The 22,742-nt window shown below is 70.8% G+C and carries 19 protein-coding genes; 13 read left to right on the top strand and 6 right to left on the bottom strand.

Annotated elements, in window-relative coordinates:
• Positions 1 to 59: 59 nt before the first annotated feature.
• The 3 genes from eccCa to QE454_RS02585 are packed head-to-tail and all read right to left on the bottom strand — an operon-like array spanning position 60 to position 6,429.
• The gene (gene eccCa, locus QE454_RS02575; protein ID WP_307458415.1) at positions 60 to 4,064 is read right to left on the bottom strand and encodes a type VII secretion protein EccCa; all 4,005 of its coding nucleotides are present in this window, start codon (positions 4,062 to 4,064) and stop codon (positions 60 to 62) included.
• Positions 4,061 to 5,068, bottom strand: coding sequence for an RDD family protein (locus tag QE454_RS02580; protein ID WP_307458412.1), 1,008 nt, complete (start codon positions 5,066 to 5,068; stop codon positions 4,061 to 4,063). Before QE454_RS02580 ends, eccCa begins: the two co-directional genes overlap by 4 nt.
• Entirely contained in the window at positions 5,065 to 6,429 is a 1,365-nt protein-coding gene (locus tag QE454_RS02585) for a hypothetical protein (protein ID WP_307458409.1), read from the bottom strand. The genes QE454_RS02580 and QE454_RS02585 overlap by 4 nt, the downstream gene beginning before the upstream one ends.
• 291 nt (positions 6,430 to 6,720) lie before the next feature.
• On the opposite strand from QE454_RS02585, the gene QE454_RS02590 reads away from it, so the two are divergent.
• The 10 genes from QE454_RS02590 (at position 6,721) to QE454_RS02635 (ending at position 15,285) form a co-directional block, all read left to right on the top strand.
• Entirely contained in the window at positions 6,721 to 7,032 is a 312-nt protein-coding gene (locus tag QE454_RS02590) for a WXG100 family type VII secretion target (RefSeq protein WP_055831852.1), read from the top strand.
• Positions 7,033 to 7,061: 29 nt separating this feature from the next.
• Complete coding sequence (locus QE454_RS02595; RefSeq protein ID WP_246078051.1) at positions 7,062 to 7,349, top strand: WXG100 family type VII secretion target; 288 nt, start codon at positions 7,062 to 7,064, stop codon at positions 7,347 to 7,349.
• A gap of 126 nt (positions 7,350 to 7,475) precedes the next feature.
• Positions 7,476 to 7,871, top strand: coding sequence for a hypothetical protein (locus tag QE454_RS02600; protein WP_116238739.1), 396 nt, complete (start codon positions 7,476 to 7,478; stop codon positions 7,869 to 7,871).
• Positions 7,868 to 9,172: a S8 family serine peptidase gene (locus tag QE454_RS02605; RefSeq protein WP_307458404.1), complete on the top strand. Its 1,305-nt coding sequence runs from the start codon at positions 7,868 to 7,870 to the stop codon at positions 9,170 to 9,172. The genes QE454_RS02600 and QE454_RS02605 overlap by 4 nt, the downstream gene beginning before the upstream one ends.
• Before the next feature lie 356 nt (positions 9,173 to 9,528).
• A complete protein-coding gene (locus tag QE454_RS02610) occupies positions 9,529 to 10,566 on the top strand; it encodes a hypothetical protein (RefSeq protein WP_309668510.1) in 1,038 nt (345 codons plus the stop codon).
• A gap of 45 nt (positions 10,567 to 10,611) precedes the next feature.
• Positions 10,612 to 10,932, top strand: coding sequence for a WXG100 family type VII secretion target (locus QE454_RS02615; RefSeq protein ID WP_307458399.1), 321 nt, complete (start codon positions 10,612 to 10,614; stop codon positions 10,930 to 10,932).
• Complete coding sequence (locus tag QE454_RS02620) at positions 10,929 to 11,216, top strand: WXG100 family type VII secretion target (protein WP_103206899.1); 288 nt, start codon at positions 10,929 to 10,931, stop codon at positions 11,214 to 11,216. Before QE454_RS02615 ends, QE454_RS02620 begins: the two co-directional genes overlap by 4 nt.
• Before the next feature lie 77 nt (positions 11,217 to 11,293).
• On the top strand, positions 11,294 to 12,628 hold the full coding sequence (gene eccD, locus QE454_RS02625) for a type VII secretion integral membrane protein EccD (protein ID WP_210072460.1): 1,335 nt from the start codon (positions 11,294 to 11,296) through the stop codon (positions 12,626 to 12,628).
• A gap of 3 nt (positions 12,629 to 12,631) precedes the next feature.
• Complete coding sequence (gene eccB, locus QE454_RS02630) at positions 12,632 to 13,960, top strand: type VII secretion protein EccB (protein WP_210072461.1); 1,329 nt, start codon at positions 12,632 to 12,634, stop codon at positions 13,958 to 13,960.
• Positions 13,957 to 15,285: a S8 family serine peptidase gene (locus QE454_RS02635; RefSeq protein ID WP_307458394.1), complete on the top strand. Its 1,329-nt coding sequence runs from the start codon at positions 13,957 to 13,959 to the stop codon at positions 15,283 to 15,285. Before eccB ends, QE454_RS02635 begins: the two co-directional genes overlap by 4 nt.
• 70 nt (positions 15,286 to 15,355) lie before the next feature.
• Here the strand turns inward: QE454_RS02635 and QE454_RS02640 are convergent, their stop codons facing one another.
• Both QE454_RS02640 and QE454_RS02645 read right to left on the bottom strand, forming a co-directional pair.
• Entirely contained in the window at positions 15,356 to 16,744 is a 1,389-nt protein-coding gene (locus QE454_RS02640; RefSeq protein WP_307458391.1) for an FHA domain-containing protein, read from the bottom strand.
• Positions 16,745 to 16,796: 52 nt separating this feature from the next.
• Complete coding sequence (locus tag QE454_RS02645; RefSeq protein WP_210072464.1) at positions 16,797 to 16,991, bottom strand: hypothetical protein; 195 nt, start codon at positions 16,989 to 16,991, stop codon at positions 16,797 to 16,799.
• 25 nt (positions 16,992 to 17,016) lie between these two features.
• Between QE454_RS02645 and QE454_RS02650 the strand changes: the two genes are divergently transcribed.
• The 3 genes from QE454_RS02650 to QE454_RS02660 all read left to right on the top strand — a co-directional run bounded on the left by QE454_RS02650 (position 17,017) and on the right by QE454_RS02660 (position 18,981).
• Complete coding sequence (locus QE454_RS02650; protein WP_307458386.1) at positions 17,017 to 17,538, top strand: CGNR zinc finger domain-containing protein; 522 nt, start codon at positions 17,017 to 17,019, stop codon at positions 17,536 to 17,538.
• An 85-nt stretch (positions 17,539 to 17,623) separates the two neighbouring features.
• Positions 17,624 to 17,962 carry a GNAT family N-acetyltransferase gene (locus tag QE454_RS02655; protein ID WP_210072466.1) on the top strand — a complete coding sequence of 113 codons (339 nt, stop codon included), beginning with the start codon at positions 17,624 to 17,626 and terminating at the stop codon, positions 17,960 to 17,962.
• Positions 17,959 to 18,981 carry a pirin family protein gene (locus QE454_RS02660; RefSeq protein WP_307458383.1) on the top strand — a complete coding sequence of 341 codons (1,023 nt, stop codon included), beginning with the start codon at positions 17,959 to 17,961 and terminating at the stop codon, positions 18,979 to 18,981. Before QE454_RS02655 ends, QE454_RS02660 begins: the two co-directional genes overlap by 4 nt.
• 58 nt (positions 18,982 to 19,039) lie before the next feature.
• Here the strand turns inward: QE454_RS02660 and QE454_RS02665 are convergent, their stop codons facing one another.
• Positions 19,040 to 22,612 (bottom strand): S8 family serine peptidase, encoded by a 3,573-nt coding sequence (locus QE454_RS02665; protein WP_309668511.1) that lies wholly within the window; start codon positions 22,610 to 22,612, stop codon positions 19,040 to 19,042.
• Positions 22,613 to 22,742 lie beyond the last annotated feature (130 nt).

Consider the following 22,742-nt stretch of genomic DNA (forward strand, 5'->3'; position numbering starts at 1 on the left):
GCCCCGGCATCCGTCGGGGGATGCCGGGGCGGGAATCGCTCCTGGGGAGGAACGACGGATCAGTGCGACGGCGGGGAGAACACCAGCTGGGAGGCGAGCAGTCCCTGCTCGCGGCTGACGATCTGGGCACGGCCGGGCGCCGCCCGCTCCGGCTTCACGCGGCCGATGAGCGCCCCCTCTTCCGGGTTGCCGCCGAGCAGGATGCCGGTGACGCCCAGGTCGGTGAAGCGCTGGATGATCGGATCGTACGCGGCACGGCTCGCCCCACCCGACCGACGGGTCAGGATGACGTGTAGCCCCAGGTCGCCTGCCTGCGCCAGCAGCGGCTGCAGCACCGCGATCGGGTTGCCCTGACTGGTGGCGACCAGGTCGTAGTCGTCGATGAGGATGAAGCCCTCGGCGCCCTTCCACCAGCTGCGCTCGCGCAACTGGGTCGGCGTGACGTCGGGCCCGGGGATGCGCGTCGCGAAGTACTGCGACAGGTCGTTCATGCCGCCCGTGGCCAGGTCGTGAGAGGTCAGGTACGCGCCGAGATACTCGTCGGGGATCTCGCCGAGCAGAGCGCGCCGGTAGTCGACGACGAAGATCTTCGCCTCGGCCGGGGTGTACAGCCGCTGGATCTCTTTGGCCACACCGCGCAGGAACGACGACTTGCCCATCCCCGAGTCGCCGTAGACGAAGAGGTGCGGCTCCACCCGCGGGTCGATCCCGAAGGGCGACAGCTGCGCCTCCTCGATACCGAGGAGCATGCGACGATCCCCCGGTTCGGCGAGAGCGCGCACCTCGTCGAGCGAGATGTTCTCGGGCAGCAGGCGAAGCTTTGGACCCGGCTCCCCGTGCCAGGCGTTCGTGATCTTGCCGATCATGTCGGCGACGCCGTCCGCGATGGTCGAGGGGTCGTCCGACCCGTCGATGCGAGGGACCGAGGTGAGCATCTGCAGCTTCGACGTGGCGAGCCCGCGGCCCGGTTGCCCCACCGGCACGTTGGCCGCCTGCTTGCGGTCGACGTCGGAGTCCGTGGGATCTCCCAAGCGCAGCTCGAGGCGCGTCTGGATGAGGTCCTTCAGGTTGGCGCGGATTTCGAGCCACCGGTTCGCGGTGACGACGACGTGCACGCCGAAGCTCAGGCCGCGCGCGGCGATGGTCTGCACGCGCGCTTCGAGCGGTTCGAACTCCGACCGCAGCGTCGACCACCCGTCGATGATGAGGAAGACGTCGCCGAAGCCGTCGTCGAGACGCCCCTCGCGCCGACGCGAGCGGTAGGTCTCGATCGAGTCGACCGCATTGCGGCGGAAGTACTGCTCGCGCGCATCGAGCACGGCCTCGACCTCGGCGATCGCACGGCGGACGGCCTCGGGCTCGGTGCGGGTGGCCACACCGGAGATGTGCGGGTGCTGCTGCATGGCGGTGAAGCCACCGCCGCCGAAGTCGAGCACGAAGAACTGGAACTCCTGCGGGGTTCCCGTCAGCGCCAGGGCCGAGACGAGCGTGCGCGCGAGGGTCGACTTGCCGCTCAGCGGCGAACCGACGATCGCGACGTGACCGGCCGCACCTCCGAGCGATACCGTGAGGTGGTCGCGGCGCTGCTCGAGCGGGATGTCGACGACACCGATCGGCACCGTGAGGGCGCCGGCGTCGCGCCAGCGTCGCGAGACGAGACCGAGGGCGGGGTCCTCCGCGAGGTCGGGCATGAGCTCGTCGAGCGGGGCGGGGTCCGCGAGCGGCGGGAGCCACACCTGGTGCGCCTCGGGGCCGCGGTCCTTCATGCGGTCGACGGCGATCTGGAAGGTCGAACGCTTGTCGGTCGCCGGGGTCGCGATCGCTGCGGGGCTGGCATCCGTCGTCTCTTCGACCGGGTCGTCATCGGGCTGGGCGAGAGCGGTGAAGACCTCGACGCGTGCGGGCCCCGTCGCCTCCGACTCGGGGTCGTCGATGTTCAGACGGGCGTTGCCCTTCGGCCGCCCGGAGACGTACGCCGCGCGGAACTGCACGAGGTTCTCGGTGTCGCTCTTGAGGAAGCCGACGCCGGGCTCCTGCGGCAGCGTGTACGCATCGGGGGTGCCGATGATCGTGCGCGATTCGGCGGCCGAGAAGGTGCGCAGACCGATCCGGTACGACAGGTACGTGTCGAGACCGCGCAGTTTGCCCTCTTCGAGACGCTGGGATGCCAGCAGCAGGTGGACGTGCAGAGATCGACCGACGCGACCGATGTTGAGGAAGCTGTCGACGAACTCGGGCTTGGCCGTCAGCAGCTCGGAGAACTCGTCGACGACGACGAGGAGGGCCGGAAGCGGAGCGAGGTCGGACCGACCGCCCAAACGTGCGGTCTCGTACTCGCCGACGTTCGCGAAGTTGCCCGCGGCGCGCAGCAGCTCCTGCCGCCGCACCACCTCGCCCTGGAGGGCGTCCTGGAAGCGGTCGACGAGAGCCAGCTCGCTGCCGAGGTTGGTGATGACCGCCGACACGTGCGGCATCTCGGCCATACCGGCGAAGGTCGCACCACCCTTGAAGTCGACGAGCACGAAGTTGAGCTGTTCGGGAGAGTGCGTCATGGCGAGGGCCAGCACGAGCGTGCGCAGCACCTCGGACTTTCCCGAACCGGTCGCGCCGACCATCACGCCGTGCGGGCCCATGCCCTGCGACGCGGACTCCTTCAGGTCGAGGACGAGGGGCGTGCCCGAAGGCTCCTGGCCGATCGGCACGCGCAGGCGGTCGCGCTCGAGACGGCGCGTCCACGCCTGGTCGAAGTTCACCGTCCGCACATCGGGCAGGCCGAGGAGCTCGGTGAGCTCCAGCTGACCCTGCGTGGTCGGCGCATCGACGACGACCATGGGCGCCGGCCGCAGCGGCATGAGCCGTCGGGCGGTGGCCTCGGCCTCGGCGACGGTCATGGCATCCGGGATGAAGGTCTGGGCCCGACCCGCTCCGTCGATGAATTCGGCGGGGGCAGCAACGGGCTTCTTCTCGGTGCGGCGGCCTCGCGCGACCACGGGTGCCTCGGCGAGCGCGACACGGGCGACGTGGGGGTCGTCGAGTTCGTCCCAACGCGTGGGGAGGTCGATCACCGTGACACCCTGCGCACCCTCGAGCCCGACGAGCGGGCTGTTCGTGGGGGTCTCGACGCCGTCGACGATCAGCACCACGTGCGGTGTCACCCCGCCACCGGGCGTGAATCGCGGACGCGTGGAGAGCTGCGGCGGCAGCATGTCGACGAGTTCGTCGAGGGATGCCGAGATCATGCGCGCGGGCCCGAGCCGGTCCTGCACGCGCGACGACATCGCGTGCGGGAGCCACTTCGCCCAGTCCCACGCGGGCATCTGCGCGGGACCGGCGAGGATCGCGATGATGACGTCCTCGGGGTCGTGCAGAGTAGCCGCGGAGGCCACGAGCGAGCGAGCCAGGCTGCGGACGGCGTCTTCGTCGGAGCCCACGAGCTCGATGCGCGAGTAGTCGCCGAGGGGGAAGCCCAGCGGCAGGTCGCGCTGCATCTCGTGCGTGAGCATGAAGCGGTGCGCGGCCGAGGCGGCGACCGGGTCGAGCTGGGCCAGCGGCGGGAGCTCGGGCGCCTCCAGCGTGAGGCTGAGCGGCTGGTCGGTCACCCCGATGCGGGCGAGGAGGAAGGTCTCGTCGCCGGGCTGGCGCTCCCAGACGCGCGAGCGCTCTTCGGCGATGAAGGGCAGCGCGGCCGGAGCCGGCATGATCCACCCACCGTGACGGCGCTGCTTGCGGGCGGCGACGCGCACGGTGTCGCGCAGGTCGGAGAGGTAGGCGAGGTACTCGCGCCGGTTGCCGAGCACCTGCGCGTTGCGCTGGGCGCGCTGACGCCACCCGTTCACCGCGACGAAGCCGAGCGACGACAGCAGGAACATGCCGCCGATGAGAAAGCCCGTCGGCCCGCTGTTCGAGATGGTCACCATCACAATGGCGCCCACGCTGCCGAGCATCGGCAGGAGGGAGGTCAGGATGCCGCTGCCGCCCTCGTTCGGGACGAGCTCGGGCGGCGGCTGGAGCACGATCCGCCCGTTGGGCAGGGACGGCGGGGCGATGCGCGGACCCGTGCTCACACCGGACCTCCGATCAGACGACTCAGGGTGAAGACGCGTTCGCTGAGGCGCACGCGGGTGCCCTCCTCGAGCAGGGTGCGCGAACCGGGGCGGAGAACGTGGACGGTGCCGTCGTCGTCGATCAGCTCGGATCCGTTGGTGGACCCCGCGTCGGTGACCCACGCCGTCTCGCCGTCGTGCTCGAGGCGCAGGTGCGTTTTCGAGATGAGGCGGTCGGGATCGTCGACCGAGATGAGCACGTCGTTCGGCTGATCGGCCACGGGGGCGCGACCGAAGTTCACGGCCGCGGGCAGGTCGAACTGCTCGCGCTGCCCCGTGTCGAAGACGACGAGCAGCTGAGCACGGCCGACACCCGGGGTTCGCACCGGGACGCTCGGCGTCGGGGCGGCGGGCTCGGGGGCGATGGTCGCGGGCCGCTCACCCGCGACGCTGGGCGCCTCGATCGCGACGATGGGGGCGTCCCAGGCCGGCGCGAGAGGCAGGGCCGCCGCCGAGGCGTCCATCCGCAGGGGCTCGCGGGAAGCGCCGGTGCGTTGCACCGTCGGCTCCGACAGGGCGCGGGGCTCATCGGCATCCGGAGCCTGTCTTCCGCGGGGAACGGACAGCAGAACGGTTCCCGCGGCACGATCGGCCCAGGAACGCCGACGGCCCGATCTGTCGAACGCCGCAGAGGCCACGACGACCCATGCGCCGGCCAGCAGCACGAAGCCGCCGAGCACCACGAGAAGGCCGCGGACGAAGGCCCGGCCGGCGCCCGGGACGACGGGCTCCTCGACGCGCGCGGTGCGCAGACCGAAGAGCAGGGCGCCGGGGGTGAGGCCGCGTCGCGCCTGCAGGATCCACAGACCGAGTAATGCCTCGGCGGCGACCGCCGCGCCCAACACGGGAGATGCCAGGAGGGATGCCACGACCGAGACGATGACCACGAGGGCCGCGTCGACGCTGAAGGCTCCGATGCGCACCCCCACCGTCGCGGGCGCGCCGAATGGCGTCAGCTGCGTCATGTCGCCATCATCGCACGCGCGATCTCCACCGCTCCGGCGGCGAGCATGCCCGCCGGAAGAGACAGGGCCGTGGCCAGCGCCTCGAAGATGTCGCCGGTGCGAGACCAACCGAGAGAACGCAGGCCGCGACCCACCGGGACGACCAACAGGGAAGACCCGAGACCGACCAGCAGAAGGATGCCGGCGAAGACGACGAGCATGTCGGAGGACACCCTCGGCAACAACGCCATCAGCACGGCGACCACCACGGCGGCAGCCCCCAGACGTTCCACCCAGCGCAGGAACGGCACGGTGCTGCGACGCGAGCTGAGCAAGAGAGCGAGGACGACCGTGGCGGCGAGCCCGATGCGCCCGCCGAGCACGACCGGGTTGTCGGTGTCGAAGGTCGGCAGCGCGGTGAAGGCACTGGCAGCCCCGGCGGCGATCAGGAGCACCACGCCTATGGTGAGGCGGGCCGTGGAGCGCTCGACCAGCGCGTCGGCGTCGTCGGCTTCGATCGTGCGCACCTCGTCGGGGAGGTTCTGCCGCACCGTCCACCGCGTGCTCTGGAAGCGGCCGTAGTCGATGAAGGTACCCGGGGCCACGTCGACGAGGCTCGACTGCAGCACGCGTTGCGCGACCGGCACGAGGCCGAGAGTCACGGCCGCCGGCGCCGATGGATCGAGGTGCATCAGGAGCGAGAGGCCCCACACGGCGGCGAGCACCGCGAGGACGATCGTCGCGGTACGGCTCTGCGCGCGCAGCGTCTCGGTGGCCCCGAGCACGCCGATGACTCCGACGACGACGGCGGCGGCGAGCAGCCCCGTGAAGACCGCGACGAGGGGGGCGGCGGCAGCAAGGCCCGGGACGACGGCGACACCGCCGCCGAACGCCAACGCGATGACCCCCACGACGGGGGCGAGGATCGCCGTTCGCGAGCGAGCGCGCAGGGCGAAGACGGCGCCCGCGACGAGAGCCGCGAGAAGGGCCAGCATCGCAACGGGCAGGCGCACCGAGGGGGACAGACCGTCACCGCCGACCAGACGAAGCAGGGCCAGGATGCCGCCTCCCGCCGCGAGCACCCACCATACGGCCGAGACACGCCTGGCGTTCGGCGCCGCGGCGGCGCGAGCGACGGCGTCGGGCAACGAGGCGCCGGGGTCGACGAGGACGAGGATGACGCCGTCGTCGAGCGAGGTCATCACGGTCGCCCGGTCGATCTCGCGGCCGGAGATGCCCACCACGCGAGTGCCGTGGGCGGTGTCGGAACCGGCGGCGCGCAGCACGTCGTCGACGCGGGCGCGCAACGGAACCACCAGATCGAAGCGGGAATCACCGTCGATCAACGCGACGCGTCGCCCCTGCATCACTTCCGCGCTCAACGGTCCCCCTCGTTCTCGCGCCCTCCGGCCCACGGGCCGCAACCGCACCAGCGTATCCGGCTCGCGCGGGCCCGTGTTGCCCTTTCCGCGGTTCACCGGGGATAAAGATGAGAGTTTTGTCATCTTTCAAATTGCGCAAGAGGCTTGAACCGGGGGGCCGGTTTACGTATGTTCGAAGTCCGGTGGGGGGCTCCGGTTCCTCCGCCGACGCCGTGTGCGGGTCCTCTATTCCCGTGCGCGTAACCGATCCGCAACGCCCGGGCGCGCCCGGAGGAACATCGAGGAGACACAGTGGCAGATCTCATCGCAGCCCAGGAGGGTGCGCTTCGTCGAGGGGCCGAAGCGGTCAACACCGCCAAGTCGGGCATCGACGAGCAGGTGCGCAAGGTTCGCACCGAACTCGACCAGGTGGCCGGCTTCTGGACCGGCGCAGCCGCCGGTTCGTACACGCAGCTCATGCAGCGTTGGAACGAAGAGACCACCAAGCTCAACAACGTGCTCGTCACGCTCGAGGACGCCCTCCGCGGCACCGAGCGCGACCAGGCCGCGTCGGAAGAGTCGCACCAGCAGACCATCGGCAACCTGGGCTCCCTGCTCGGCTGACCCCGCTCGACACGAAAGAAGGAACTCTCATGCAGTCCATGTCCGTTCGTCCCGAGCAGGTCATCGCGCTCTCGGGTCAGATCCGCAACGGTGCCTCCGGCATCCGCACCCGCCTCGACGAGCTCGAGTCGCAGGTCAACGCCCTCCGCTCCTCGTGGGATGGTGACGCCCAGACCGCGTACGACCAGGCCCAGGCCCAGTGGACCCAGTCCATCACGCGTCTGAACGAGCTCCTGCAGCAGATCGCCGGCAAGACCGACGAGATCGCCCAGGGCTACACCTCGACCGACAAGTCCGCCGCCGGCCGCTTCGTCTGAGTCGTCTCGAGCCGGCGGTCGCTGAGGCGGCCGCCGGCTCTTGCGGCCCGCGAGGGCCGCCGCAAGTTTTCCGCGCGGCAACATCGTCGCGTGCTCGCCGCACGCGCGTGAAGAAATGAGTGAAGTATGGGCTCCGTCATTCGGCTCGACAGCGAGTTCGTTCGCGCGAACGTGAGCAAAGTCGTTCAAACAAGCGACGAGCTCCCCGCAGCGACCATCATCGGCGTCGTCGACGGCAATGGAACCGAGCCTGCGGCCTCCCAGTTCACGCAGCTTCTCCGCACCCGTGCCGAGACACTCGGTGCACGCGTCGAAGAGGTGAGGCAATACATCGCGCAGAACGCAGCTGCCCTCTCGCAGGCCGTTCAGACGTTGGAGGAGCGGGACGAGATGAATGCGAGCGACGCACAACAGGTCACGGCGATCATCGACGCGGCATCGACGGCACCTCCGGCGGGCGTCTCGCCGGGTGCCTCTGCCGGGGGGCAGGCCGGCGTGCGCGGCGCCCTTGGCCTGCAGTGAAGCGGCATCCGCTCCGAACGTTCGGAGCAGTTCTCCTCGTCGCCGGGTTCATATCTCTGAGCGCTGCGACCCCGGCTTCGGCGGCGACGACCTCAGGGACGACCGGCCTCGACTTCTGGTGGGACAAGTACGGCGTTGATGCCGCGCATTCGGAGGGCATCACCGGCCGAGGCGTGAAGGTGGCCGTGCTGGAAGAGCAGATCAACCCGTCCCTTCCGGTGTTTGAAGGGCAGAACTTGCGCATCTCGGACAAGCCGGTATGCAAGGACCACCCTTCGATGACGTCTACCAACCCCGACAAGGGCACACGTCACGGCACGACAATGACAGCTTTGCTCATCGGCAACGGCACAGGATCCGGGGGAGTTCGCGGGATCGCTCCCGACGCTGAGGTCACTTTCTATGGGTACGGCCCGGACGATCGCCCGTGCTACCCAGATTCAGCGACCGAGACGGATATGACCGCGTGGGGCTATGGCGTCAAGCTCGCGGTCGATGACGGCGCGAAGATCGTTTACACGGCGGTAGGCATGGAGCGGCGCGAAGCGGACGCACCTGCCATCGCGTACGCCATCGCCCGGGGAGTGGCACTTGTTTCTGCGACGGCCAATCCCAGCGCCGCTGACTTGCTCGGCGCACCGATCACCGATGGCGGAGACTCGCTGAATGGGGTCGTCGCCGTATCTGCGATCGGACCGGACGGAGCCCTCCAGACCAGCGCGGACGGATCACCCTGGATCATTCCACAAACGACCGTGGTCGCCGGGGGCGACCGGTTCCCAGAGATCGGGACCGAATCCGGGTGGGACGGATCAGCGACGGCCACCGGGTCGTCGAATGCATCTCCCATAGTCGCAGGCATGCTTGCGCTCGCGGCTCAGAAGTTTCCGGAGAGCACGGGAAATCAACTGATCCAGGCGATGCTCGCGACGACGAACGGCGAACGACACGAGCCCTCTCGGACGGAAGACGGTTTCGGCTACGGAGCGGCGTGGCTCCCGACCCTGCTCGCCGTCGACCCGACGACGTTCCCCGATGAGACACCTCTCATGAATAAGAGCGCAGGGTTTCCGACAGCCGATCAGATCGCGGCAGCTAGGACGAACGGATATGTGGCCCCGGATCGAGGCCGAAGCTTCGACCAATACGCCGATGACAGCCCGACCAGCGGTTTCGATTTCTCATCCCTCGTGATGTGGGCCGTCATCGGGATCGTGGCCCTTGTCCTCATCGCGGCGGTCATCACCGTGCTCATCATCGTCACTCAACGCCGTAAGGCGAGAAAGGGGACATCGCCGTGACCGGTACCTGGGAACAGCGTTTGACGAACTTCGCCGAGGGAGGCCAGCCGTGGGACGTTCCCACGCGAGGCTCACTCGTCAACGGCTTGAACGCATTGCGGGAGGTTCTGAACCGCGTCGCAAGCGACCCCGGCATCACAGGAGAGGCCGGATCTGCCGCTCAGGCGAGATTCAGTGCCGCTGCGAGACAGATCGCTCAGCAAGTCACCTACGTCGAGGACGAGCTCGCTCAGCGGCTTGATCAAGCCAACGACGTTCGATCACGCGCGCGAGATGCGCTCGACACACTCCCCTCCGGCTCGCTCTCCGGGGGTCAGGAAGCTGCGGTCCGTGGCGCTGCTACCGGCGCGACTCTCATGCTGGGACCGATCTCCTTCCTCGCGGGAGAGGGGGCCGTCGGGCTGATCAACGGCTATCTGTCCGATCAACGGGAGGCCGCCGCGCGCTCCGCTATGGAGGGTTTCTCCGACGAGATGGATGCCGTCCAGGTCAGCGACCCCCCACCACTCAACTTCACCTTCTCCGAAACTGACACCGTCGAGCCAACCGGAGGCGGTACCGGTGGGGGCGGGGGTGGAGGCGGCGGACGCTCCGGTGGACGCAGTTTCGAGCAGTACCCCGACTGGGACACGTCCCCCGTCGCGACCCCCGGTGGCAACGGCGGCGGCAACTCGCAGCCCGAGTACAACGCGATGCCACAGCCGGGGGTCATCGGGCCACGACCTGACGGCCCGATCCACGGCAACACCCCCATCATCGACCTCGACACCATCAAGCCCGAGCCGACTCCGGACGGCTCGATCATCGGCACCCCGAACCTGCCCGGGGTCATTCCCTCGGCACCCGGAGGCGGTTCGCTCGGAGGTTCCGGCGGCGCCGGAGCGGGCATCGGATCCGGTCTAGGTGCGGGCCTGATCGCCGGCGGCGGCGGCGCGGCCGCACTCGGCAGCATCGCGCGTGGCGCGGGTGCTCCCGGAGGCAGCCTGTTCAGCGGTGCGGGCGGCACGGCAGCATCCGGCGCAGCCGGGCGATCGGGCGGCCTGCTCGGCAAGACCGCAGCAGCCGGCTCCGGCCTCGGAACCCGCGGCGTCGGCGGAATGGGCGGTGCCGCCGGCGGCGGCGCACCCGCGGCATCGACGGCCAAGGGTGCCGGTATGCGTGCTGGCGGCACGGCTGGCGGCGGCGCAGCAGGCGGCGGAGCCGCTGGTGGCGGCGCCCGCGGCGCCGGTTCGGGCAGCCGCGGCGTCGGCGGAATGGGCGGGCCCGGCTCGCGCTCCGACCGTCGCGACGAAGCATCTCGTGGGCTCGGCGGTCCCATCGCGCCCCGCATGGAGGACGATGAAGAGATCGGCCCCCGGTCCGAGAACGCCCAGGCCGGCGGACGCGACGAGTGATCACGTCCTTCGACACACTGAACGGTTCCGACAGGAGAACACGACATGTCTGACCGCATTTCCGCGGAAGAGGGAGCCCTTGCCCGGGGCTCCGAGGTGGTGAACGGCGCGCATGCCGACATCGCCGACAGCACCAGGCGGGTGCTCGCGGAACTCGACGAGCTGCGCGGCAACTGGTCGGGCGACGCGGCGAGCTCGTACGGCATCCTCGTCGAGGAGTGGACGGCGGGCGCGCGGAAACTGAACGACGTGCTCATCACCCTCAGTGCCGCGCTGCAGGCCACGGCCCGCGACCAGGACGCCGTCGAAGAAGAGCACCGCACGACCATCCACGGTCTCGGAACGATGCTGGGAGGCCAGTCGTGAGCGACTTCCGTGTCACGCCCGAATCGCTGCACGCTGCGGCTGCCCGACTCCGCTCCGAGAGTGCGCGTATCGACGCGACCCTGGGCGGCCTCGACAGCGAGGTCGCTCGCCTACGGGGACAGTGGGAGGGCGCCGCGCAGGCGGCGTACAACAACGCCCAGCAGCAGTGGAGCGCCACGCTCGAGCAGATGCGCGACGTGCTCCAACGCATCTCGAACGCCACCGACTCGATCGCGGACGACTACGTCTCCGCCGATCGTGCATCGGCGGCGCGTTTCCACTGACATCCGACCCCTGACCCACCGATAGGATTTCGGGGTCTGACCGCAGGGGGCTTCGGTCCGGAAAGAGGGGGCCGCAGATGGCTGACGTCATGAATGCGACACGAGCGCTGCTGCGGTTGTCGGTGCAGAGCGAGGGACGCAGGCTCGACATCGCGATTCCGGCGCAAGTGCCGGTGATCGAGTTCCTCCCGGGCTTCGCCCGGTCCCTCGGCGTGCTCGACCCGTCGATGACCTCGGCGGGATACGCGCTCCAGCGCTCGGACGGCACCAGCGTCGACCCGTCTCGCGGGGCCGCGGCGCAGGGCATCGTCGACGGCGAAGTGCTGACCCTCGTGCGCGGAGGTCTCGTCGCCCAGCCGCGCGTCTACGACGACATCGTCGAGGCCGTCATCGACGCCACCAGCCAGCAGAACCGTCCCTGGACCACCCGCGACAACGCGCGCACAGCCCTCGCGGTCAGCCTCGCGCTGCTCGGCGTGTGCGCCGTCCTCCTGCTCGCGGCCGGTCGCGCCCTCCCCTTCGGCGCTCTCGTCGCGGGCGGCGGAGCCGTCGTGCTGCTCGTCGTCTCGGCGGTCGTCTCACGACTCGGCCAGCGCGAGGCAGGTCAGGGCCTGGGGATGGCGGCATCCCTCTTCGCCGCCGTCGCCGGCTTCATCGCGATGCCCGCCTCCCTCGACATGTGGGGATTGCCGATGGCCGCCGCCGGCGGCGGAGCCTTCGTCATCGCCGGTGTCTCGCTCGCCCTCACCCGGGAGCGGGCCGAGCTGCAGCTCGCGCCCCTCGTGGCCGGCGGAGCGTTGGGCGTCACCGGAACCCTCGCCGCCTTCTTCCCCGCCCCCGCCGTCTGGACCCTCATGGTCGGGGTCGTCGCCACCCTCGCGGGGGCGCTGCCCTGGCTGGCCATCGGCACCACGCGTCTTCGCGTGGTGTCGCCCCAGAGCGACGCCGAGATGTTCGCCGACCCGCAGCCGATCGACGCCGACGACGTGGCCGCCCGTGTGGCACAGGGCAAGCGCGTCCTGATGGGCCTGCGCCTGGCCCTGGCCGCCGCCATCCTGGTGGCGACTCCTCTCGTCGCCGCGCAGAACGCCACCGGCGCTCTCGTGTGTGCCCTGGCGTTCGCGGGCATGATGTTCCCCTCGCGCCAGACCTTCGCCCGCTCCGGCGTGCTCACCGTCATGGCCACCGGCATCATCGGTCTCGTCGTGGCCGGGGTCGTGGCCTCGCTCGCCCAGCCGGGTCTGCGTGTGGGCATCCTCGTCGTCCTGGCCATCGCCACCGTCTGCGTCGTCACGGTCACGTTGCTCGCCCCCAAGACGCGCCTGCGGCTGATCCGCCTCGCCGACACCGCCGAGCTGCTCGTCCTGGCAGCGCTCCTGCCCCTCGCGGTCATCTCGTCCGGTCTGGCCTGACGCATGGCCACCAAGGGCGACCTGATCGAGGCGCAGAACTTCTCGCGCCGCCGCCTCCTCACCGCATTCGTCAGCGGCGCCCCCGGCGGTAAAGAGCTGCAGCCGAGCTCACCGCTGCGCGCGGTCATCGCCGCGATCGCCCTCACCGTAATCGTGGTGCTCGTCGGCGTCTTCTACGGGCTCATCCGCCCCGGCCTGCCGACCGGCTGGGAGAACGGCAAGCTCGTCCTCGTGTCCGACACCGGTGCCCGCTTCGTCACCGTCGACGGCGTGCTGCACCCCGTGATCAACACGGCCAGCGCCCGCCTGCTGCTCCCGGCGAACGAGTACGGCGTGATCTCCACCGACTCCTCGACCCTCGGCGGAACCCCCGTCGGCGACACCGTCGGCATCACCGGGGCTCCGGACGAGCTGCCTCCGGTTTCAGGGCTCATCAACACCGGCTGGAGCGCCTGCGTCTCCGACGACGCCGGTCTCGACGTGCGCATCTCCTCGGCCGCGGGCCCGACCCCCGCCACCGACCGCGCGGTCGTCGTATCGGTCGACGGCATCCTGCACGTGGTGCAGGGCGGCCGGAGCTTCGCGGTCTCGAGCGAGGTGGCGGACGCCGTGCTCCGCGCCGCCGGGATCTCGTCCCTCTCCCCCGTGACCGTGCCGGCGTCGTGGCTCGACCTGTTCACGGCCGGTACGGCCCTCACACCGATCACGCTGCAGAACTACGGCCAGCCCGTCGCGAACACCTCACTACGCGTCGGCCAGGTCATCCGACAGGCCGGCGCCGCCGAAGACGAGCGTTTCCTCGTGCAGACCGGCGGCGTGCTCGAATCGCTCTCGCCCCTCGCCTGGCAGCTGTACCAGTTGGGCAGCGGCGAAGCTCTCAAGGGCAAGGTGACCGAGGTGACCGCGGATGAGATCCGCAGCCTCCCCACCGCGACGCAGGGCCTCGGCGACGAGTGGCCCCGGGTCGGATTCGAGACCGTCCCCTCGGGTCAGCGTCCCTGCGCCGTGCTCACCGCCGGCGAGGGCCAGGCCACGACGACCCTGGCCACGCAACCGACCTCGACCGCCGTCACCGCCGGCATCCGGGTCGATCCGAGCCACGGGGCTCTCGTGCGCGCCGGCGGACGAGGCGCCGACAACACGAGCATCCTGACACTGGTGGATGCCACGGGCACGGCGTTCCCCCTCCCGGGTGCGACCGACGACACCATCGCGCGGCTCGGCTACTCGACGAACGACGTCGGCTCGATCCCCGACGGGTGGACTGCTCTCCTGCGCACCGGCCCCTCGCTGAGCGAGAGCGCGGCGCAGCAGACGCCGGAGACGAAGTGACCCTGCGCTCCCGCGCCGCTCGCCTCGCAGCCCTCGCTGCCGCGGCGGGGGTGGTGCTGATGGGCATCCCGTCGCCGGCGTCCGCCGTCGGTCCCTCGACCGGCGTGTTGGCGGCGACGACGCAGAGCCAGTGCACCGCTTCGACGCGTATCCCCGACGCGCCCACCGCGCTCGCGTCGCTGCAGAGTTCGTCGGCGTGGCCCCTCACCCGCGGGGCGGGCGTGACCGTCGCCGTCGTCGATTCGGGCGTCGCGGTCAACCCGCACCTCGACGCGTCGGTGATTCCGGGCGTCAACCTCGTCCCCGACGGCACCGACGCCTCCGGACGCACCGACAACTACGCGCACGGCACCGTGATCGCCGGTCAGATCGCCGCCCAGCTGATCTCCGGTTCAGGAGTCGAGGGGCTGGCACCCGACGCGAAGATCCTGCCCGTGCGGGTCTACGCCGGCATCGAGAAACAGCTCGTCGAGGCGGGGTTCGGCCCGAACACTGCGCGGATGGCCGAGGGCATCCGCTACGCCGCCGATCAGGGCGCGCAGATCATCAACGTCTCGATCAGCACGAGCGAGAAGAACGCGGCCCTCGCGGATGCCGTGGCCTACGCGCAGCAACGCGGCAGCCTGGTCGTCGCGAGCGCCGGCAACCGCTCGAACAACGACTCCCCCGAGCAGGACGACAAGGACGGGGCGCGTTACCCCGCGGGCTTCTCCGGCGTCATCGGGGTCGCCGCCGTCGGCTCGGGCGGCGTCGTCACGAAGGCGAGCATCCACGGCCCCCACGTGAGCCTCTCCGCTCCCGGTCAGGCGGTCGCCTCGTCATGGCCTCTGGGCGGCGATTGCGTCGTCGGGGCCGACGAACCCGCGACGAGCTGGGCCACGGCCTACGTATCGGCCGCCGCGGCGCTCGTGGCGTCCGCGCACCCCACCGAGACCCCCGCCCAGTGGGCGTACCGGCTCGAGGCGACCGCCGTCCGCGCGCAGCCCGACACGCGCTCCAACATCTCCGGATGGGGCGTCGTGCAGCCCTACGACGCGATCGTGATGGTTCCGGGGACGGGCCTGCGGGGTCCGAAGAGCCCCTTCGTCGCCGCCAGCCCCTCCGCCTCCCCCACCGCGACCCCCGAGGCGGTCTCGGTGGTCATCGGACCGGGACCGGATGCCGCGGCCATCACGACCGCGACGGGCATCGGCGTGGCCGGACTCGTCGCACTCGGCGCGATCGGTGCTCTCGCGATCTACGTCAGTCGTCGCCGCGAAGAGGCGACTCCCCGCCGCGCCGCCCCCACGGGCCGCGGGCTCTACGGGCCCGAAGAGCAGGAATAGCTGAGCGGCGGCAGGAGCCCACCGGCCGCGAGCCCTATCGGCACGATCCGTGAATCGGTCGCCGTCGCACTCAGACGGTCGCCGGTCGCAGCTCGACACGCGCGTCTCCGAGACGGAAGCGCGAGGTCGCGATCGCGGAGGCACCTCCCGGAACGCGCTCGGTGCGCCCGTCGTCGTGGATGAGGGTCACCCCGTTCGTCGAGTCGAGGTCGATGATGCTCCAGCCGGTGACCGTCCACTCGAGTCGTGCGTGCTGCTTCGACATCGTCCGGGTGTCGTCGGCGACGGCGATGTATTGCACCGCGTCTTCGCCGTTCCCCGGCTTGCGCCCCAGAATCACCGTGCGACTGGTCAGCGCGACGCGGCTGCCGTCGGGCAGGGCGAGGGTCCACTCGCCGCGCCGGCGCGAGCGCGGACGGGCCGTCTGCGTCAGCTCGTCGAGGGGAGCCGCCGCCGCATCGCCATCGGTCTGAGGGGCGGCCGTGGCGTCCGTGGTCTCGGCCACATGGTCGAAGCCGGTGTCATCGGGCGAGGGCGCCGCAGACGCGTCGGACGAAGCCTGCTGCGCGGGCGCAGCGGCCGGAACGGGCGACGAGGTCGCGGCGGGAGCGGCCTCTGCGGGCGCGGAAGCCGTGGGCGCCTGCTTGCCGGGAGCGGCTGCGGAAGCCGGCTGAGCTGCAACCGGAGACGCCGGAGCAGGTGCCGACGCAGACGGGGGAGCCGCAACCCCCGCCGCCCCCGTGTCGAGGGCCGCGGCAGCGATCGGTGTCGCCGGTGCGCGGGTCAGCGCCGGCTCGGACCCCCCGTTCGACGCGGGCGTCTGCGCCGCGCCCGTCGGAACGACGCCCGGATCCGCCTCTTCTGCAGCCGCCGACCGACGTCGCGAGGGGTGGAGGGACGTGCGCTCGAGGTCCTCGTCGATGTCGACCGGCCCGGGCAGCACGGGCACCGCGACCGGCTCGACCACGGCGGCGGTCGAGCGGCGCCGACCGGCGGTCGCGACCTCGGCCGCGCTCGTCCCGGGAATGGTGGTGATCGGGCCGGATGCCGTCTCACTCAGAACGATCGGACGTTCGTCGGCAGTGTCGCCGGCAGGCGCGGCATCCGTTCGAGGACGCGCCGAGAGGATCGTGGCCCACACGGGCGGAAAGATCACGGCGAGAGCGGTCGTGCCCGCTCCGCGCCCCGCAGCCTGCCCGATGCGGTGGGCAGCGGTCGCCTTGAGGACGAGACCGTAGACGTTGACGCCGGGAACCACGAGGAGGACAGCGCGGACGGGGTCGAGGCGACCGAGGCGGAAGATCTCGGCCTCGTTGAGCAGCGGGATCCAGGCGCGCCAGGGCTCTCCCCCGTGCGCGGCGAAGACGCGCGACAGTCCGATGGCGTACCAGACGTACAGCGCGATCACCGGCACGAGAATCGCGCCCGCGATCGCGGCGATAAGGCTCAGAACAAGCATGCGTCCCCCGTCGGCAGTCTGCTTCGACGCTACCGTGCGGTGCGGCGCCCCGTCAGCCGATTTCGCGCGTCAGCGCGCTCGGGGGAACGACCGACGCCGCGTCGATGTCCACGCGCCGCGCGCAGCAGCGCGTGCACCGCACGTACCGCAGGAGTCCCTCGCTCGTCCGGTGCGTCGACTCCGTGAGCCAGGCGTGCTCGTGGAGGGATGCCGGGGCGATTACCGGGAGGGTGCGCGAGGAGGTCATGACCCCAGCGTGATGTAATGCCGTTATGCATCTCAACCCTTACGGCGAGTACGCGGTCCTGCTCGCCGCCTCGCTCGCGAACGACTGGCCCGCCGATCGCGACGGGATCGAGCGCCGCACGATCGAGATGGGGATGACGATGACGTTCCCCGTGGCATCCGACGATCACGAGCGCACCCGGGCCGTCATCGACGACTGGCTGCACGTCGTCGACGAGACCAATCCCGACGCGCGGGCGGCCCTGCTCAACGCCCAGATGGCAGCCGTCACCGCCTACCCGCGCCTCACCGATCACGACGGCGAGGGGTGGCACCTGCACTATCGCGACAGCGACGAGGCCCTGCCCCGCGTGCTCGCCGCCGTGATCTCGGTCGGCACCTCGCTGCACCTGGTCACGCGCGGCATGAACCGCCTCTCCCGCTGCGCGGCCGATCCCTGCACGAACGTCGTCGTCGACGTCACCCGCAACGGTCGTCAGCGCTATTGCTCGGTGCGCTGCGCCAACCGCGCCGCCGTGCGGCGACACCGCTCGCGCGAGGCGTCGTAGCAAACTCCCTCGGGTATTCCGAGGGGATGGCGGAACACCCGCACGCGCACGTACGTTGCTGTCGTTACCGACGACAGGAGACCCCATGGCCGACGAACTGACCGTGACCCGCAACGACGACGCCCGCCGCTACGAGATCCACGTGGGCGACGAGCTCGGCGGCTTCCTCGAGTTCCGCGCGATCGACGACGACCGCACCGTGCTCCCCCACACCGAGATCGACCCGTCGTTCAAGGGACGCGGCCTCGGCTCGGCCCTCGCCGGCGAAGCGCTGTCCGACCTCGCCCGACGCGGCGGCAGCGTCATCCCCTCGTGCCCCTTCGTGGCGCACTACCTGCGCGAGCACGACGTGGCCGGCCTGGTGGTCGAATGGCCGAACGACGACGACGCCGCCGACTCGGCGGCACCCGGCGAACCCGCGTGACCCGGCTCGACGTCGCTCCCCCCGAGGCCGAGGGACCTGTCGACTGCGACGGCCCACGCGCCCTCGTGGTGGCGGCGCGAGAGGTGCCGCTGGGCGGCGTGCGCGGCATGGAGGTGCACCGCACCCTCCCCCACCGCGCGCTGCCCATGGTCGGCGCGTGGTGCTTCCTCGACCGCTTCGGCCCGCAGGACACCCTCATGCGCGTCGAACCGCACCCGCACATCGGCCTGCAGACGGTGACGTGGCCGATCGTCGGCGAGGTGAGACATCGGGATGCCGTGGGCAGCGACGTCGTCGTACGCCCCGGGGCCCTCAACCTCATGACCAGCGGCGCCGGCATCGCGCACTCCGAGTACTCGGTGGGCAAGGGTCCGATCCCGCTCGACGCCCTGCAGCTCTGGGTGGCGCTTCCCGAGTCGCGTCGTCACAGCGAGCCCGCGTTCGAGCGCCACGAAGACCTCCCCGTGCTCGATCTCGGCGAGGGCGCCGACGCGGTCGTCGTGATGGGCGAACTCGGCGGGACCACTTCGCCCGCGACCGTGCACACCCCCCTCGTCGGCGCCGAAATACGCCTGCCTGCGGGAGTCGCGGTGCGCATCCCCCTCCGTCTCGACTGGGAGTACGCGGTCTACGGCATGACGGGAACCGTCGAGGCGGTGACGGGAATGGATGCCGTCGACGCCGACGCGGCGAGACGCCCGGGCTCTGCGCCGGAGGCGGGACCCACGGCATCCATCGATCACACCCGACTGGTCTACCTCGGAAAGGGCCGCGACCACCTCGAGCTGCGCAGCGAAGACGATGCGCGCGTGTTCCTGCTCGGTGGGGAGCCGTTCGAGGCCGACATCGTCATGTGGTGGAACTTCGTGGGCCGATCGCACGACGAGATCGTCGCAGCTCGCGAAGCCTGGGAAGCGGGTACGGCCCGCTTCGGGCCCGTGATCGACCACGGGCCCGAGCGCATCCCGGCCCCGCCGCTGCCGGCGGTGAAGCTCACACCGCGTCGGCGCCGCAGCTGATCCGAACGACACCGCGGCGCCCGAGCCGAAGCCCGGGCGCCGCCGCGTCGATCGATGGCTACCGCAACACGATGAACGCGCTGCTCGCGCGTGACGACTCCACCGTCGCGCTGCCGCCGTAGACCGCCTTCACGAGCTTGACCCCGCGCGTCTGCGGATCGAGGGCGATGGTCGCCTTCCCGTCCTGCAGGGTTGCGACGTAGTCCTTGCCCGCCACGGTGACGGTCACATCGCCCTGGGGTGCGGGACCGCTGAGCGGCCGCACCTTGACGGTCAGCGTGTACGCGTCGCCGGTACGGCCGACCCAGGGGTCGACGGTGACCGTCGTGAACGAACCGACCACGACCGGCACCCCGGCGCTGTCGGCGGTCGCCGTCAGCCCGTTGGCCGGAGACGTCGCCGTGACTCGCACGGCGAGTACGCGCCCGAGGTCGGTGCGCTGCACGCGGTACGACGCCGACGTGGCGCCGTTCACGGGCTCGCCGTCGCGCAGCCACTGGTACGTCGTGGTGACGTCGGCCGGGTTCCACGTGCCGGGGGTGACCGTGAGGGTGCGTCCGAGCTTCGCCGTGCCCGAGATCGTCGGGGCATCGACGATCGCCGGAGCGGCTTCGCCCGAGTCGACGGTCAGCACCGTCTGCACGTCGGAGTCGCCGTACCGCACGAGGCCGAGGTAGCGGGTCTGCGCCGCGAGCCCCTGCCACGACAGGTCGTACGACACCGCCGCGCCCTGCTCGACGGGGAGCGGGTTCGGCGTCGCCGTCAGCTGCCCCTCTCCGCCGGGGGTGACGTTCGCGTAGGTCATGTCCCACGTGAACGGTCCCGTGGACGAGTACAGGTTGGCCTCGATGAGGTACGTCCCCGCAGTGGGGTTCGGCAGCGTCACCCGCTCGTCGGCCGAGGCCGTCGCCGAGGTGAAGCGCTCGTAGTACCGCAGGTCGTCGGGGCTGACCACGCGCGAGACGAACAGATCGAGGTCGCTCCCGGTGTCGTCCGACGAGTCGAGGTCGAAGCGCGAGAGAGTCGTCCCCTCGGGCACGTCGACGGTCCACCGCACGTAGCCGTCGGCGTCACCGGAATCTTGGTTTCCGGTGTGACCCTCGACGGGATTGCCCGGGTCGGTCAGCAGCGTCTGAGCCGCGAGGCCCGATACCGTCAGCGGCAGCTCCCCGCCGACGCCCGGGAGGATCTCGACCTTCGTCGAGCCGGACAGGCCCGTACCCGAGACCTCGGCCGGAGCCTCGGCGGTCGCGGGGCGGATGACGATCGGCGAGCGCACCTGCGTGCCGTCGCCGGCCCAGGTGAGGAAGCCGCTCGTCCACTGCTCGGCCGCGGCGTCCGTGCGCGAGAACGTCACGGTGAACGTCTTCTGCTCCCCGGCCGCACCGAACTCGAGCGTCGACGGCTCGACCGTGGCATCCACCCCGGGGACGTCGACGGATGCCGAGAACGTGCCGGCCTTCGTCGAGGTGACCGTGCGGGTGACGGTCTGCGGCTTCGCGAGCGAGCCGATCGAGATCGACGCGAGATTGAGGTCGCTGCCGTCGATCGGGGCGACGCCGAAGTCCTCGAGGCCCTTGCCCTGCAGGAACGCCGCCCAGTCGGCCGGACCGTTGAGGTACAGCAGGCCGGGATCGAAATACTTCGTCGGGTCCACGTGCCCCGCGCCCTGCGCGAAGGGATCCTGTGCGGGAGCGCCCTCGGCGTCGACGGTGTCGTACGCGGTGGTCATCATCGCGGACTTCACCTCGGCCGGGGTCGCGAGCGGACGCTCGCCCAGGTACAGCGCGCCGAGACCGGCGACGTGCGGCGACGACATCGACGTCCCCGAGAGGAACTCGAAGGTCGGAGCGGCGCCGGGGGCGTTCGCTGCGGCGGCGAGGATCGCGACACCGGGAGCCGACACGTCGGGCTTCAGGATGTCGCTGCCGTCGGCGAGCATGGGACCGCGGCTCGAGAAGCCGGCGACCTGCGGCGTCGGCGTCGTCTGACCAGTCACGTTCTCGCCGACGAGGGTCGCCGTGGCATCGGCCGTGCCGCGCACGTAAGCGAGCAGGGCGTCGCGATACCGGGCGTCGATGTGCACGGTGGGCACCGAGTGGAAGTCGTTGTCGACCGAGGCGGGGGTTACGTTGACGAGGATCATGCCCACACCGCCGGCGTCCTTGACGGCCTGCGACTTCTCGACACGCGCGTTCTGACCGCGGTCGCACACGACGATCTTGCCCGCGGCCTTCGCGGGGTCGAGCGATCCGATCAGGCACAGCGCAGCGCCCGCGGGATCGGCTCCGGATGCCGCGATGTCACCCGCGTAGACCACGGGGGCCGTCACGTCCTGACCTTCGCGGACCGACACCGTGGCACCGGCGGCCTGGAAGCCGTCGGCCAGCTTCACGGTTCCCTCGTAGGTGGGGATCGTCGAGGCTGCGACCGTCGTGTACCAGGGCGAGGCGTGGTCGGCGGTCGAGGCGCCGGGACCGGAGTTGCCCGCCGAGACCGAGACGAAGACGCCCGCCGCGGCGGCGTTGAAGAACGCCTGGTCCTCGAGCGAGAGGGTCGTGGTGGCGGCGCCACCGCCGATCGAGTAGTTGATGACGTCGACGCCGTCGGAGACCGCGGCGTTGATCGCGCCGAGCAGGTCGCTCAGGGCGCAGACGTCGTCGGTGGTGACGAGGGGGTCGGGCCCCGCCCAGCACGCCTTGTACGCGGCGACCTTGGCGGCCGGAGCGACCCCCGAGATGGCGCCGAAGTCGACGCCCTCCACGCTGGCGTCGACACCGTTGTTGCCCGCCGCGGTGCTCGCGGTGTGGGAGCCGTGCGCGTCGCCGTCGCGCGGCGAGCGGTAGTCGGCCTCGAAGGTGAACCCGGTGGCCGCGGCACCCTGGTCGAAGTAGCGCGCGCCGACCAGCTTGGTCGAGTAGTCGGAGAGCGACCAGCCGTTGCCCTCGGCCACGCGCGGCGAGCGGAAGTCGGTGCCGTCGCCCTTGCGGAAGACCACGTCGTTGCCGTCGAGGTAGGGCTGGGAACCGGCGGCGGTGCCGAGCGGCTCGCCCGCGAACGCAGGGTTCTCGGGCGCGATGCCGGTGTCGACCACGCCGACGACGACGCCTTCGCCCGCGGAGCCGATGCCGCCGATCCGGTTCCAGACGCCGTTGTCGCCCTCGAGGCCGAGGAACTCGGTGGAGGGAACGGCGACCGGGTGGCGGATCTCGTCGGGGACGACCTTCTGCACGCCCTTGGTCGCGGCGAGCTTGGCCGCCTGGTTCGGGTTCATGCTCGCGCTGAAGCCGTTGACGGCGATCGTGTAGGAGTTGTCGGGGCGGACCCCCGCCTCGTCGGCGACGTTCTGCTGCCGATCCTCGAGGAAGGCGGAGTACTTCCGCACCTGCGGCGAGTCGGTGTCGAGCCGCGCGTCGTCGGACTTCGTGGCATCCAAGCCGGGCTCGCCGCCGTCGTAGGTGGCGACGGGGGCCTCGTCGAGCACGACGATGTACCGGCCGGTGGCCGATTCGATGGGTGTGGGGGGCGTCACCCCCTCGCCCACTTCGGCAGCCTGAACGGCTGTGGCTCCGGCAACGGTGAACAGTCCGGCCAGGGAAATGGCCGCGACCGAACGCAGGGTTCGACCCATCGTGCGCTCCAAACGGGGGGATGAATTGAGCGATCTGCGCGGCAACGGTGGCGCGCGTTGCACAAACATAACTCAGAGCGCTTTCATCACCAACGTTCAGTTTGAGGGCGTCCGGAAACGGCGTGATCCG

The sequence above is a fragment of the Microbacterium sp. SORGH_AS_0454 genome, assembly GCF_031453395.1.
In the GTDB taxonomy this organism is placed as follows: domain Bacteria; phylum Actinomycetota; class Actinomycetes; order Actinomycetales; family Microbacteriaceae; genus Microbacterium.